Origin of the sequence: Flavobacterium sp. ACN6 (assembly GCF_002304005.1) — a bacterium.
GTDB lineage: Bacteria > Bacteroidota > Bacteroidia > Flavobacteriales > Flavobacteriaceae > Flavobacterium.
Window position 1 is genome coordinate 254,549 of record NZ_MRCQ01000002.1, and the last position, 14,465, is coordinate 269,013.

Below are 14,465 nucleotides of genomic sequence, written 5' to 3' on the forward strand. Positions count from 1 at the left end.
ATCGTTTCCATTTATAAATATTGTAAATTTGGACTACTGCAAAATACTATTAACTAAATAACAAACAGTCCAGATGCTTCGTCCGTGGCCATTAGAAATTCAGCTTGACAAAAAATCAGATAAAGCGATTTATCTTCAAATCGCCGATGCTGTTATTGATGCTGTAAAAAAAGGAAAGTTAGTTGGCGGCAATGCGCTTCCGGGAAGCAGACAACTCGCTGCACTTTTAAAAGTCAACCGAAATACTGTTGTAGAAGCTTTGGATGTTTTGACTGCGGAAGGCTGGCTTGTAACAATTGACAGAAAAGGAACTTTTGTAACGCATTCTCTTCCAAAATTAATGCATCCCACAGAAAATAAAAAAGATTCAAAAATCACGATTGAAGAACCCAAAAGTTATTTAGTTTTTGATGACGGACTTCCAGACAGTCGACTTGCGCCAATGAATGATCTGGCAAGGGCATATCGAGAATTGTTCAGCCGAAAATCACGCTGGCAGATTATGGGTTACAGCAGTGAATTGGGAAATTTGGAGTTTAGAAAATCGATTGCTCAAATGCTGAATTTTAAACGCGGCATGAGTATTTCGCAAGATCAAATCTGCATTACGCGGGGAAGTCAGATGGCGATGTATTTGGCTTCGCACTGCATTCTGAAATCGGGAGATTATATCTTAATTGAAAATCCTGGATACAAACCCGCTTGGGATGCGTTTGAAAATGCAGGCGCAAAATTACTTCCTGTTGCTGTTGATACTGACGGATTAGATATCGATCAAGTCGAAAAATATCTTCAGAAATATCAAAATATAAAAGCGATTTATGTTACGCCGCATCACCAATTTCCAACGACTGTAACTTTATCTTTAAAAAAGAGATTAAAATTGATTGAATTATCGAATCAGTATAATTTTACTATTATAGAAGATGATTACGATAATGAGTTTCATTTTGGACAGCGTCCAATACTTCCTGTTTCGAGTTATGCGGGATTACAAAACTATATTTATATCGGCACTTTCAGTAAAATTGTAGCGCCTGCATTGCGTATTGGTTATTTGGTGAGTTCTCTGGAAAATATTCAAAAAATTGCAGGTCATAGAAAAATCATTGATGTTCAAGGCGACAATATTATGGAAGAAGCAATCCTGAACCTCATCAACGAAGGTAAAATAAAACGTCATCTTAAAAAAGCTAATCTTATTTATAAAAATAAAAGAGATTATTTTGAAAGCACTTTAAATCAATATCTTCAGAATAAAGTAACTTTTATAAAACCAGAAGGCGGTTTGGCATTTTGGATTGTTCCCAAAGCAGGTATAAATGTTTTGGAAATTTTTGAAAAACTAAAAGCACAAGGAATTCAAATTATGAATCCAGAAAGATTTAGCTTCAGCGAAACCATAAAAGGATTTCGTTTGGGTTATGCCTCTCTTTCAGAAAAACAAATTGAGGAAGGTATAAAAGCGCTAACTAAGCTTTTGTAAAATATCTATTTACGCACAACTTATATTTAAACACGGATTTCACAGATTTACTATCGCAAAGACGCGGAAAATTACGGATTTTAAAATCTGTTTAAATCTGCGTCTTCGCGATAGCGAATCCGTTTTATCTGTGTTCAATTAATTTAATTACAGTTTTCCATTTCAATAATAGAAAAACCATTTTCCCGAATTTGATTTTCAACTTCAATTGGAGCTTTATCAATGTGGCAGAAACGGCATTCTTTAGAAGATAAAGCTTGCCCTTCTTGATCTACGCTTTTCAAGTAATTTTTTCCGTATTGATAAACTTGTTCTGCATCATTACTATTTTCATCAACCAAAATATCAAAATGCATAATTTTTCCGTCTTTGCGGGTTACATAAGTATCCCAAACTGCTATTTTCATTTTCTATAGTTTCTAAGTTACTAAGTCCCCAAGGACTAAGTTTTATTGTTTATGGTACAAATTTACATTGGATTATAAAGTACTAAATCATCCAGTTTTTTCATTTTTATGAATATACTGGTCCAGTAAAAAAGTGTACAAATACTATATTTAAGATAACATCTGGACTAGTTTGAATAATATAAACTGGATTAAAAACACATTCCAGATTTGATTTAATTTTGTAATATGAAAAACGATATTATTTTTAATTTACTAGATGTGCATCAGCGTATTGAAAATGCGTGCAGAATTTCGGGAAGAAATCCGGAAGAGGTACAGCTTTTACTGGCAACAAAAACAGTTCCTGCAGAAAAAATTAAAATTGCGATAGAAGCTGGTGAAACTTTAATGGGCGAAAATAAAATGCAAGAATTGCGGGACAAAGATTTTGAATTGAAAAACCTTCCTGTTGAACGCCATTTTATTGGACATCTTCAAACAAATAAAGTAAAAGATGTTTTGAAATATGTAAGCTGTATTCAATCTCTTGACCATTTAAATCTGGCTGATGAATTACACAAACAACTCCAAAATCAGAATAGAAAACTAGACGTTTTTGTACAGTTAAATACTTCATATGAAGAAAGTAAATTTGGCTTACCGCCGGAAGATGTTTTGTCTTTCATCAAAAAAATAAAAACCTACGAAACCTTAAATATCAAAGGTTTAATGACAATTGGATTACTCGATGTTGAAAAAGAAAAAATGATTCCGTCTTTAAGACTTTTAAAAACAATTCGAGACGAAATTTATACTGAAGGAATTGATGGCTTATCGAATTTAAAACTTTCAATGGGAATGTCTCAGGATTTAGAACTTGCCATTGCAGAAGGCTCAAACATGGTTAGAGTTGGAACTTCTATATTCGGAAACCGCTTTTTAGGAAAAGAAATCTGGAATGAAAACATTTCAGAATAAAACTTAATTTTGCAGCAAATTTAAAGAAAGTGCGTTTGTGGCTTTGACAAAAAGATTTTTTTTCAGCAACAAGAGATTTACACGCAAAGGCGCAGAGACGCTAAAATTTTGCACTTAAATTTAAAGATTAAAAAAGAAACTAAAAAGAGTTAGATAGAATGAACCTGAATGATCTTACGGTAATTGATACCGAAAAAATTGCTTTAGATGATTTATTTTTTAGCACTGAAAATAAATCGGCGCTTCTTCAGATTATAAAAGAGCATCAATATATTGAGGAATTAAACAAATACAATCTTAAAGTTGATAATAAAATTTTACTGCACGGAAGTTCAGGCTGTGGTAAAACTACTACTGCAAAAGCGATTGCCAATACTTTAAATAAAAAGATTATAATTGTAAACCTCAGCACGGTAATCGATGCGAGAATTGGGGAAACTTCTAAAAATTTAAAAGCAATTTTTGACAAAGCAATTCGCGAAAGAGCGGTTTTGTTTCTGGATGAGTTTGACCAGATTGGTAAAAGCCGTGACAGCGACGATAAAGATGTTGGCGAAATGAGACGTTTGGTCAATACGATCATTCAGCTTTTTGATTATTTCCCTTCTGATAGTTTAGTAATTTGTGCTACCAATCATTACGAAATTATTGACAGCGCTTTACTAAGAAGATTTCAGCTTCGTTTAAAATATGAAATGCCGGCAGAAAACCAGCTGGATATTTATTACGATAAAATTGTAAGTCAGTTTCCTGTTCAGTATAAAAATATCGAGCGACGTTACTCTATTTCCTATGCCGAGGCTTTAGACTATATTCATACGACAATGAAAAAGCAGATTATTGCCACTTTAGAATCAAAATAAAAAACCCGTTGTAAAAATTACAACGGGTTTGTTCACTTGGGTGGAGTTTTTATAGTGAAATAAAATAGTGTACGAAATTTATAAACCTCTTGTCAGCCATCCTCTTTTGCTCGCTGTTGCTATCGCATAAGGTGCAATCCAGAATAAACTGAAAGTGTAGAAAAGACTGTATGAATATGCCCAGAAAGATTCTGCCAAAGTATATCTTTTAGCATAAAACAGCATTGAGAAACTTGAGAAAAGCAAGATTGCCAATAATGTTGAACTTAAAAATAATACTGGGTGAACTGCAATAAAGAACAACATAAATAATAAGAACGGATATGTCATTAAAATTTTAAAAGACTGATTTAAAAAGAAAAGTCTTGCTCCAAATTTTGATTCTTTTCTAAAATCTTTAAATGCATATTTAGCCATCATCAGATTTTCACGAACATTACTTCTGCTCCATCTGATAAACATTTTGTATAAACCTTTGTAATCTTCTGGAACGTTTGTCAATACAACTGCATTTCTTTGAAACAATACATGGAAACCTTGTTTCAAGATCATATTAGTCATTGCTCTATCTTCTCCAATATCTGAAGGCTGTCCCATAAAAGTTTGATTGATCCATTCTGGAAGACAATTAAATACTGCATCTCTTCTGTAAGCTGCTAAAGCTCCTGGAGTACACAATACAGAGCCTGCCTGACTTTCTGCAGAACGTTGGAACTCAAAGCTCATTACAAAACTTACATTCAGCATTTTTGGTAAAATCGCTTTTTTGTTGTTTAAAACCTGAACGTTTCCTGCAACGGCACCACATTTTTTGTTTACAACAAATGGGCTCACTAAGTTTCTAAGAGTATCTTTTTTAACAATAGAATCACTATCTACAGTTACAAAAATTTCACCTGTACCTAATTTAAATCCTCTGTATAGTGCGTGACGTTTTCCTTGGTTTTTAGGCTGTTGAAAGATAGTTACACGATCTCCCAATTTTGCTTTAGCTTCTTGCATCCAATACCAAGTATCATCTTTACTTCCATCATCAATAGCCAAAAGCTGTAATTTTTCTGCTGGATAATCACTGTCTGCAAGACTTAATAAAGTATCCCAAACTAATTTTCCTTCATTATAAGCCGGAACGATGATTGTACAAGTTGGCAGTAAATCGTCTGAAACAGATGGAATTGGCTTGTATTTTAAATACATGAAAGAACTATACAAGAACACTCCAGATTGATACAGAAATAAAATTGTAGTTACAATTAAAAATGGGAATCCCCATGTTGAAGCAATTCTTTCAAAATGAAATTGCTCAAAATCTTCTTGTAATAGATATACTAAATATCCTCCTGCAATCATTAATAAAAATGTTCCAATAAGAACTGCCAGTCCAAATGGACTTGTTGGTCTTTCTACATGTACTTTTTGTGATTTTTCTTTAGTTCCAAAAAAAGAACTGTTTAATGCTTTTTCGCTGATAGCCGAACTTCTGTTCGAGTAAAATTGTTCTGAGATAATTGTTTCGCTTTCCATGCTTATACCTGTTTGATTTCTTTAATATGGCTTTTAGCAAAATCTTTTCTTCTTAATTTATTTGAAACTCGTATGGGTGAGAAACAATTAAAACAAACGCATCAAAGATTTTGACATAAACACAATTTGCAAGCGCCGTGCCAATACAGTTTAAAACTGGTGTAGAGGCATTTAGCAAAAACAGGCCAAAAAATAGTGTGTAATTATTTTACACTTTGTGCATATAGTATACAGTAAAAATGTAAAAATCGTGTTTACAATGCTTGATTTTAAAAGGGGTCGAAGAGTATATTGTTCCCTTATCTTTAAAATTTCTTTTTTTTTAGAATAGAAAAAGAAATTGATTTAAAAAATTGTTTTGAGTCAAACAATTTCACAATAATAATAACGCAGAATTTTGAAAAAAATTGCAACTATTTATTTTTTTACTTCTTAAAAAAAACATTCTTGCTAAAAAAACAGGAATTCTTACTTAAAAATGTTAAATTTATCCAATATAATAACCTAAATTTTAGGAGAGTAAAACAATGAATACAAAGCATTACAATCTTTTGTTAGCTGATGATGATGAAGATGACTGCGATTTTTTTAAAGAAGCCCTCGATGAAATTCCCATTGAGACCGACCTTGCAATGGTACACGACGGAGTTCAGTTAATGGATTATTTAAAAAAGATTAAATTTAAACTTCCTGATGTTCTTTTCCTTGATTTAAATATGCCTAGAAAAAATGGTCTAGAATGTCTGGCAGAAATCAAAAATGATGAAAAACTAAAAGAACTTCCTATTATAATTTTCTCCACTTCTCTAGACAGTGAAATTGTAAATAATTTATATAAAAAAGGCGCTTCATTTTATATTCGAAAACCTGGTGATTTTTCTAAACTAAAAAGAGTTATTGAAAACGCACTAAGAAGCGCATCTGAAAATAATTTCAAACAGCCCGAAAGAGCTCATTTTATACTGCAACCCTAAAATCTTCTTTGGAATGAACCGCAAAAAAAAGGAACATTATTTTCTGTCCCAAGGAGGAGAAATGGGCGATTTAATTCGCGATGCAGCTTGGAGTAAAACGTCTTTGGGAGATCCAGAAAAATGGCCTCAGAGTTTAAAAACGATGACCGCCATGATGCTCAGCAATCCGTTTGGAATGTATATTGCGTGGGGGAAAGATCATATACAATTGTATAATGATGCATTTCGTCCAATTCTTGGTGCTTCCAAACATCCTAATGCATTAGGAAGAAGTTCGCAGGAGACATTTGCAGAGATTTGGGACACCATTGGTCCTATGTTCGCAGATGTAATGAAAGGAAAAGCGGTTAGTTTTCCTGACTTCAAAGTGCCTCTTTATCGAAATGGATATGAAGAAGATTGTTTTTTTGATTTTTCGTACAGTCCAATAAGAATAGAGGATGGATCAATTGGCGGCATTCTCGTTACCGTTATCGAAACTACAGAAAAAAAGATTGTTGCCGATGCTTTGCAGGAAAGTAATGCGCGGTTTATCAAAAATATTATGCAGGCTCCTGTTGCGATGTGTATTTTTAGAGGAGAAAATTATATCGTTGAAATTGCGAACCAGCAAATGCTAGAACTTTGGAGCACTAAAGCAGAAAAAATAATCAACAAACCTATTTTTGAAGAACTGCCTGAGTTAAAAAAGCAAGGTCTTGACGAAATTCTCCGCAGTGTTTTCAGCAATGGAAAAAAAATTACAACCGACGAGCTCTTTGTTCAACTAAATCGAAATGGACAAACAGAAAACACCTATATCAATTTTGTTTACGAACCTTTAAGAGAAACAGACGGAACCATTTCTGGTGTTGCTGCGATTGCAACTGAAGTAACCGCACAGGTCTTAGCCCGCTCGAAAGTAGAAGAAAGCGAACAAAAAATTCGTCAATTGGTCGAAAATGCGCCTTTTCCAATTGCTGTTTATGCAGGAAAAGAAATGCGTATTGAACTTGCCAACGAATCGATTATAAAAATCTGGGGAAAAGGTCCAGATGTAATCGGAAAAACATATAAAGAAATTCTTCCCGAATTACACAATCAGTCTATTTTTGAACAAGTTGCTACCGTTTTTGAAACTGGAGAATCTTTTCATTCCAGAAACAGCCGAGTTGATATTGTAGTCGACAATTTATTACAGCCTTTCTATTTCAATTACAGTTTTACGCCTTTGTATGATGTAAATGGAAAAATCTACGGCGTAATGAATACCGCTGCAGATTTAACAGATTTATATTCGGCCACACAAAAAATAGAAGAAAATGAACAAAATCTAAGCAGTATGGTGCTGCAGGCGCCAATTGGAATTTGTTTAATTGATGCCGATACTTTGATATGTGAAATCGTAAACGATAGTTTTGTCGAAGTTGCAGGAAAACCTTATGGCGACATTGCAGGAAAGCACTATTGGGAAAGTTTTGCCGAGGTAAAATCTTTTTATGAAAAAGAACTGAAAAGAGTAATTGATGAAGGTGTTCCGTTTTATGCCAATGAAGTAGAAATGGAACTTATCAGGCATGGAAAAAAAGAAAAAATATACGTCACTTTTGTCTATTCACCATTAAAGAATATAGATGGTAAAGTCACCAAAATAGCCATTTGGGTTGTAGATAATACGCCACAAGTCATTATCAGACAAGAAATCGAAGAAGCGGATAAACGTTTTAGAAATACCGTTAAACAAGCTCCTGTTGGAATTACAATTTTACGCGGCCGCAACCATGTGGTAGAAATGGCCAACGAAGCTTACTTAAAACTAGTCGCCCGCGAAGAAAATACTTTTGTGGGCAGACCGCTGTTTGACTCGCTCCCAGAAGTAAAAGATACAGTCAGTGATCTTTTAGATAATGTTCTCAATACAGGTATTCCCTATCACGGAAACGAAATGCCTATTCCTTTAAACAGGTATGGAGAACAAGGAATTTTCTATTTTGATTTCCTTTATCATCCGCTAAAAGAAGAAAATGGCGAGATTACGGGTATTATTGTAACTGTAACAGAAGTCACCGAACAGGTTGAAAGCCGTAAGCAGATAGAACTAAGCGAAGACCGTCTTAAAATTGTAGTTGAAGCTAGTGAATTGGGTACTTGGGAATTGAATGTTAAAACCAGATTCCCCATCTATTCTAAAAGATATCTCGAAGTTATTGGTGGTTACACAGAAGATGTTACGCTTACACATGAGGAATTACTGGCTCATCTTCATCCCGATGATATGCATATTCGAAATAAAGCATTTAAGGATGCCTTAACTTCTGGTCTGCTCCATTATGAAGCGAGAGTAATTTGGAAAGACCAATCAATACACTGGGTTGAAGGAAAAGGCAAGGTTTTTTATGATGAAAATCATGAAGCCGAAAAACTCATTGGAACCGTAAGAGATATTACAGAAGAAAAAAATTACAAGCAGCAAATTGAAGAAAGCGAAAAAAAATTACGCAATCTGATCATGCAGTCGCCTGTTCCGAAAGCCATTTTGCGAGGAGACGATTTTGTAATAGAAATGGCCAATCTGGCTCTTCTTAATAATATTTGGAAGAAGAACGAAAAGGCTGTTCACGGAGAGAATATTTTAGAATTATTTCCAGAACTTAAACAACAGAAATATGCAGCATTATTAAAAGAAGTGTATGAGTCTGGAACAACATATTCTGAATCTGAATCGCTTTTATTTATCAGCGACAGAGATTCTGTCAATGAATTTTATGTTGATTTTGAATTTGCACCGCTCCGCGAAAGCAATAATGCCATTTCTGGAATTAGATTGACCCTTATCGACGTTACAGAAAAAGTAGAAGCCAGAAAAAAAATCGAAGAAAGCGAGAAAAGATTCCGCTCATTAACAGAAAGTATTCCGCAGTTAATCTGGGAAACAGATGCAGAAGGAAATCCGCTTTTTACATCTGCAAAATGGCTGGAATACACTGGATTTGAACCGCAGCATGAGAAATCCTGGCAAGAGATGATTCATCCAGATGATTTTGATGAAAACATGAAAATATGGAAACATGCCCTTTCAACTGGAGAACTCTACCGCTCTGATGTGCGAATGCGAAGAAAAGACGGATCCTACAGATGGCATACTGCTATTGGCGAACCGATATATAATTTGGATAATGAAATTATAAAATGGGTGGGCGCTTTTACTGATATTCATACCGAGAAAGCATTTACGCACGAGCTCGAACAACAGGTTACAGCCCGAACAAAAGAATTAATCCAGATGAATGAATCACTCCAAAAAAGTGAAGAACGTTATCATTTAATGGTAGAAGAAGTTCAAGAATATTCCATTTTATATTTAAATCCAGAAGGAATTGTTGAAAACTGGAACGTTGGAGCCGAAAAGATAAAAGGTTATAAAGCAGATGAAATTGTTGGAAAATATTTTGCTGTTTTTTATACTCAGGAGGATCAGAAAAATGATCTGCCGCAAAAGCTATTGGAAATTGCCCGAGAAAAAGGAAAGGCGATTCATGAAGGATGGCGTGCCAGAAAAAACGGAAATTTATTTTGGGCCAGTGTCGTTATTACAGCTGTTCATAATAAACAAGGTGATATTATTGGTTTTTCTAAGGTAACGCACGATCTAACAGAGAAAAAAAGAGCCGATGATACTTTAAAAATGAATGCCTTAGAATTGGAGCAAAAGAATAATGAACTGGAAGAAATGAATAAAGAACTTCAGTCCTTTGCTTATATTTCCAGTCATGATTTACAGGAACCGCTTCGTAAAATTCAGACTTTTGCTTCTCAGATTATGGAGAAAGAATCGGAGAATTTATCGGAAGGCGGTAAAGATAAATTTAAAAGAATGCAAAACGCAGCACAGCGTATGCAGACTTTGATAAATGATCTACTTGCTTATTCGCGAACGAATGTGCAGGAACGTGTATTCGAGAAAACAGATTTTTCTAAAATAATTGAAGAATTAAAAGAAGATCTCAAGGAAGAATTGGAACAAAAAAGTGCTGTTATTGAAATGCAGCAGACATCGGAAGTTGATATTATTCCGTTTCAATTCAAACAATTATTATACAATTTGATCAGTAATTCATTGAAGTTTTCAAATCCCGAAACTCCAACCGTTATTACAATAAAAAGCGAAATTTCAACAGGTGAAAATTTAGATAATGAGAAACTAATTCCAGCTAAAAAATACTGTCATATCAAAGTTTCGGACAATGGAATTGGTTTTGATCCTCAATACAACAAGAAAATATTTGAAGTTTTCCAGCGCTTACATGGCCGCGATCGTTACAATGGAACCGGAATAGGACTTGCAATTGTGAAAAAAATTGTAGAAAATCACAACGGAATCATCACTGCTTCAGGCATCCTAAATGGAGGTGCTTCTTTTGATATTTATATTCCAGTCAGTTAAAATTTCAAATATAATTCATAAAAAAAACGGAAATAACTTTAAAGCTATTTCCGTTTTTCAGTTTAAAAGTAAACCAATTATCTAGTATAAACAGTAATTAAACCAGTTGTTTTATCTTTTAATTTAAGTTCTTTATTCGTAAGGTTCATAATATCACTAGTTGTAGTAACACCTCCAATAGTAACAGTTAAATCATTATGAGATCTTACATAAGTTCCAGTAGTTTCTACCAATGCACAATTACTTCCATCATAATCACCGTACACTGCCGAATTACTTAATCTTAGATCTAAATAATCTCTAGTACATCCTGGTGCGTTTTCTATAGCGTCAATTAATACTTCTTCAGTACCAACCATTGTACCTGTTTTACTTAAATTGTATTTCCCTTGAATTGGAACAATTGTTTCTCCTTCGTTATCATCACTGCTGCAAGACGTTGCAAACATACCTAAGCCTAAAGCTAATGCGAATAATATTTTTCTACTTTTCATGTCGATTTGTTTTTTTATTGAATTAATTTAATAATGCTAAATTAGATCGATATACTTACAAAAAGTTCCATGATTTTGAGATTATTTTACATAAATCGCATTTTAACTGAAATTTATTTTTTTAGGTATTTTTCCAAAATGTATTTCGTGACAGGTTTCAAAGATCGATTGTTTTCTGGATGCCTGCCATGACCATTAAAAAAGTCAACTCCATTTGCTGTTTTTGCATACCATATAATAGCATCTCCATTTTTATCAAAACATGGTGTAGTATCACAAACCTCAACCTTTTTTAAGTTTATCAAACTTTCGTCCAATAATTCTACGGGCACAGTTAATCCTAAACTATTTACTTTCAAATCACAATCTACAAGCTCATAATGATCTTTGGACCATTGCATGCATTGTTTATTGGGCAAGGCTAAATAAATAATTAGTGCTAAACCAATAATAACCGATGCAATTGCTATATATCTTAATTTATAGGGTTTTGGTTTATCAGCTATAGGATCATTATTTGATTTTGATCCAGATTCTTGTTCTAATTCGGGTTCTGTTTTAACATCTTCATCAGCAATTTCTGATTCTGGAAGGCTTTCACTTACAGCCTCTTCCATTACATTTGAAAAATTATTTATTGGATATTCAGCAACAACTTCTTTTTTCATTTCTTTCAATCTGTAATTAGCAAAAGGTCTTGGTTGAAAATCTACTAAAATTGCCGCTAATTCGACAGTAGTAATATTTGCAGGCTTTTTCTCCCCTTTATAAAACCAGCCCACTTTTCGAAACTTATCCGTGTACTTAGTTGAAGTATCTTCCTCTGAAGTAAATTCAGTTCTAAAGAAATTACGATATATTGTTAAATCATCAGTTTTAGGATTTGAACTAAAAATTTCCCAACACAAATCCCTTAGAAGTGCTTGCGAAGGATTATTTAGATAATGTGAGTACTTGCCTTCTACTTTTTCAATTCTAAATTTATTTCTAATAGCTTCTTTATAATCATTTTCGATTTTTTCTAGAGTATTTTTTTCCATAAGCCTTTACTTTTTTACTCGGATTTTTCAGGTTTTTTTCAGGTTTTTTCGGATCAGACAGGAAACTTAGTACATCCCGGAATTCCGTATCAATACAGGCTCAAAACCGCCGTTACTTTGCCTCAACAAAATTAGTTAACGTTTTGATCTGCAGGTCAAAAACAAATGTACAAAACTAGTTTAATGACTAAGTGCGGAAAACCGTAAAACGGAGTTTATCCGGGAAGTATAAATAAAGTTTTATAGTTCTACGCACTTCACTTCCCAAGCAAAATGGCATCGCGCTTCAAAGATTCAGAATAGTTCTGAACGGCCGCGCCAATGTTAATCCTTTAAATTTTAAAAAAATGAAAACATTATATCTTTTGGGAACGTGTGTCCTATTGTCAACTACATTATTTTCTTGCACTGCGGACGAATTCGAAACTGAGGCAAAAAAAACGGAGCTAAAATTAAATAATGCTATGGCAAGTCCTGGTCCAGACGATGATCCTGTACCCGTTACACCTCCACCGCCAAAAAAATAAAAATTAAAATCTGTAATAATCATTTTATTACTAATTTCGGGGAAAGTACTATTCATGTTACGATCCCCGTTTTTTTGTGCATTTGTTTTTCTCCTTTTTTTCTCTTGTCAAGAGAAAAAACCTTTATTGCCTAAGAATGACTCCGTGTATAAAAAAGCAAGACTTTTACAGCAAAATGCTGTAGATCACTTTCAAAAAAACAATTATAACACGGCTTTTTATCAATTTAACAAATCCAAAATACTTTTTGAAACAATTAAAGACAGTATTAATATTGTTTTCAATTGCATTCAAATGGCTAACATTCAGCAAATAAATGGCGATTATTACGGAAGTAAAGAAACCTTAACTGAAGCACTGCCTTATAGCAGGAATGACAAAAATTATGCTGTAGCAATAAATAATTTCTTCGGAATTGCCTATAAAGAACTTTCACTTTATAATGATGCCGTTTATTATTACAATCAAGCAATTAAAGCATCAAAGGATTCTATTTCAATGCAGTCTCCTTTAAATAATATTGCGGTAGTTTATATTAAACAAAAAAAATATGATAACGCCATTACTATTTTAGAAGCTATCTTAAATAAAAAAAATCTAAATGAGAATTTTTCTTTAAAAAGCAAATCGCGCGTAATTGACAATCTGGGTTTTGCTTATTTTAAAAAAGGATCGAAAGAAAAAGGCCTGCAGTTTTTAAATGAAGGTTTACAATTGAGAATCCAAATTGATGACGATTACGGTTCTATTGGCAGTTATCTTCATTTAGCAGCATTTTACGCTCCAACTGCTATTTCGAAATCAAATGAATATGCAAAAAAAGCTTATGAAACCGCAACTCAATTTAATAGTGTTGATGAACGTTTGAAAGCCTTATCTTTTTTAATTGCTAACGGATCGGGAACAAAATATGGAACAAAATATATTTCTATTAATGATAGTATAACCAGTGTTCGAAACAACTTTAAAAATAAATTTGCCAAAATTAAATACGATTCTAAAAAAGAAAAAGACGAAAACCAGAAACTTCGATTAGAGAAAGCCGAAAATTTAGTAGCGCTTAAAGAAGCCGAAAAGGACAAAGTAATTTTATTTTCTACCATAATTGCCTCCATAATTGTTCTTGTACTTTTAGGTCTTTATTTAAGAAAACGATACAAACATAAAACACGTCTATTAGAAATCACCACGGCATATAACACCGAAACAAGAATCGCAAAAGATATACATGATGAACTGGCCAATGATGTTTTTCATGCTATTACCTTTGCACAGACGCAATCATTGACAACCGAAAACATTAAGGAAACCTTATTGCAGAAACTAAATCACATTTATTCACGCGTGAGAGGAATTTCCAGAGAAAACAGCAATGTCGATACGGGATCAAATTATTCTGACAACTTGAAAGAAATGCTTTCTACTTATAATACTGATGCTACCAATGTGATTATTACCAATATAGAAAAAGTTGGATGGAATGATATTGAAAGTGAAAAAAAAGTGATCATTCATAGAGTACTTCAGGAATTGATGGTCAATATGAAAAAGCACAGTCAAGCGCCTGTAGTAGTTCTAAAGTTCGACATTACTCAAAATACATTATTAATAAATTATTCTGATAACGGAAAAGGTACCGAAAAATCAAAAATTATAAAAAATGGTTTACAAAATATGGAAAACCGTATTTGGGCCACAAAAGGAACTATTACTTTTGACACAGAACCTGATAAAGGTTTTAAAGTAAAAATAATAATGCCTAAATAA

Annotated in this window: 11 protein-coding genes; 7 read left to right on the top strand and 4 right to left on the bottom strand. The window is 33.4% G+C overall.

Annotated features, from left to right (window positions below; all coding sequences use genetic code 11):
- Window positions 1–73: 73 nt before the first annotated feature.
- Window positions 74–1,486, top strand: a complete 1,413-nt coding sequence (locus BSF42_RS04045; RefSeq protein ID WP_095951840.1) for a PLP-dependent aminotransferase family protein — start codon at window positions 74–76, stop codon at window positions 1,484–1,486.
- Window positions 1,487–1,629: 143 nt separating this feature from the next.
- On the opposite strand, the gene BSF42_RS04050 is transcribed toward BSF42_RS04045, so the two are convergent.
- The gene (locus BSF42_RS04050) at window positions 1,630–1,893 is read right to left on the bottom strand and encodes a DUF2024 family protein (RefSeq protein ID WP_095951841.1); all 264 of its coding nucleotides are present in this window, start codon (window positions 1,891–1,893) and stop codon (window positions 1,630–1,632) included.
- Between the two features lie 228 nt (window positions 1,894–2,121).
- Here BSF42_RS04050 and BSF42_RS04055 point away from each other — a divergent pair, with 228 nt between their 5' ends.
- Both BSF42_RS04055 and BSF42_RS04060 read left to right on the top strand, forming a co-directional pair.
- Window positions 2,122–2,853 (top strand): YggS family pyridoxal phosphate-dependent enzyme, encoded by a 732-nt coding sequence (locus BSF42_RS04055; protein WP_095951842.1) that lies wholly within the window; start codon window positions 2,122–2,124, stop codon window positions 2,851–2,853.
- A gap of 158 nt (window positions 2,854–3,011) precedes the next feature.
- Window positions 3,012–3,716, top strand: coding sequence for an AAA family ATPase (locus tag BSF42_RS04060; RefSeq protein ID WP_095951843.1), 705 nt, complete (start codon window positions 3,012–3,014; stop codon window positions 3,714–3,716).
- 78 nt (window positions 3,717–3,794) lie between these two features.
- Here the strand turns inward: BSF42_RS04060 and BSF42_RS04065 are convergent, their stop codons facing one another.
- Window positions 3,795–5,240, bottom strand: a complete 1,446-nt coding sequence (locus tag BSF42_RS04065; protein ID WP_095951844.1) for a glycosyltransferase family 2 protein — start codon at window positions 5,238–5,240, stop codon at window positions 3,795–3,797.
- A 527-nt stretch (window positions 5,241–5,767) separates the two neighbouring features.
- On the opposite strand from BSF42_RS04065, the gene BSF42_RS04070 reads away from it, so the two are divergent.
- Window positions 5,768–6,214, top strand: coding sequence for a response regulator (locus BSF42_RS04070; protein ID WP_095951845.1), 447 nt, complete (start codon window positions 5,768–5,770; stop codon window positions 6,212–6,214).
- 13 nt (window positions 6,215–6,227) lie between these two features.
- Complete coding sequence (locus BSF42_RS04075) at window positions 6,228–10,637, top strand: PAS domain S-box protein (protein WP_141248428.1); 4,410 nt, start codon at window positions 6,228–6,230, stop codon at window positions 10,635–10,637.
- Between the two features lie 77 nt (window positions 10,638–10,714).
- Here the strand turns inward: BSF42_RS04075 and BSF42_RS04080 are convergent, their stop codons facing one another.
- Window positions 10,715–11,131, bottom strand: coding sequence for a lipocalin family protein (locus BSF42_RS04080; protein ID WP_095951846.1), 417 nt, complete (start codon window positions 11,129–11,131; stop codon window positions 10,715–10,717).
- Window positions 11,132–11,244: 113 nt separating this feature from the next.
- A complete protein-coding gene (locus BSF42_RS04085) occupies window positions 11,245–12,171 on the bottom strand; it encodes a hypothetical protein (RefSeq protein ID WP_095951847.1) in 927 nt (308 codons plus the stop codon).
- A gap of 347 nt (window positions 12,172–12,518) precedes the next feature.
- On the opposite strand from BSF42_RS04085, the gene BSF42_RS04090 reads away from it, so the two are divergent.
- Complete coding sequence (locus BSF42_RS04090; RefSeq protein WP_095951848.1) at window positions 12,519–12,698, top strand: hypothetical protein; 180 nt, start codon at window positions 12,519–12,521, stop codon at window positions 12,696–12,698.
- Window positions 12,699–12,842: 144 nt separating this feature from the next.
- Window positions 12,843–14,465 (top strand): ATP-binding protein, encoded by a 1,623-nt coding sequence (locus BSF42_RS04095; protein WP_371615083.1) that lies wholly within the window; start codon window positions 12,843–12,845, stop codon window positions 14,463–14,465.

Excerpts from the sequence above, each read along its gene's own strand:
- BSF42_RS04080 (WP_095951846.1), bottom strand. The coding sequence starts at position 11,131 with ATGAAAAGTAGAAAAATATTATTCGCATTAGCTTTAGGCTTAGGTATG.
- BSF42_RS04060 (WP_095951843.1), top strand. The coding sequence starts at position 3,012 with ATGAACCTGAATGATCTTACGGTAATTGATACCGAAAAAATTGCTTTA.
- BSF42_RS04085 (WP_095951847.1), bottom strand. The coding sequence starts at position 12,171 with ATGGAAAAAAATACTCTAGAAAAAATCGAAAATGATTATAAAGAAGCT.
- BSF42_RS04065 (WP_095951844.1), bottom strand. The coding sequence starts at position 5,240 with ATGGAAAGCGAAACAATTATCTCAGAACAATTTTACTCGAACAGAAGT.
- BSF42_RS04050 (WP_095951841.1), bottom strand. The coding sequence starts at position 1,893 with ATGAAAATAGCAGTTTGGGATACTTATGTAACCCGCAAAGACGGAAAA.
- BSF42_RS04045 (WP_095951840.1), top strand. The coding sequence starts at position 74 with ATGCTTCGTCCGTGGCCATTAGAAATTCAGCTTGACAAAAAATCAGAT.
- BSF42_RS04055 (WP_095951842.1), top strand. The coding sequence starts at position 2,122 with ATGAAAAACGATATTATTTTTAATTTACTAGATGTGCATCAGCGTATT.
- BSF42_RS04075 (WP_141248428.1), top strand. The coding sequence starts at position 6,228 with ATGAACCGCAAAAAAAAGGAACATTATTTTCTGTCCCAAGGAGGAGAA.
- BSF42_RS04090 (WP_095951848.1), top strand. The coding sequence starts at position 12,519 with ATGAAAACATTATATCTTTTGGGAACGTGTGTCCTATTGTCAACTACA.
- BSF42_RS04070 (WP_095951845.1), top strand. The coding sequence starts at position 5,768 with ATGAATACAAAGCATTACAATCTTTTGTTAGCTGATGATGATGAAGAT.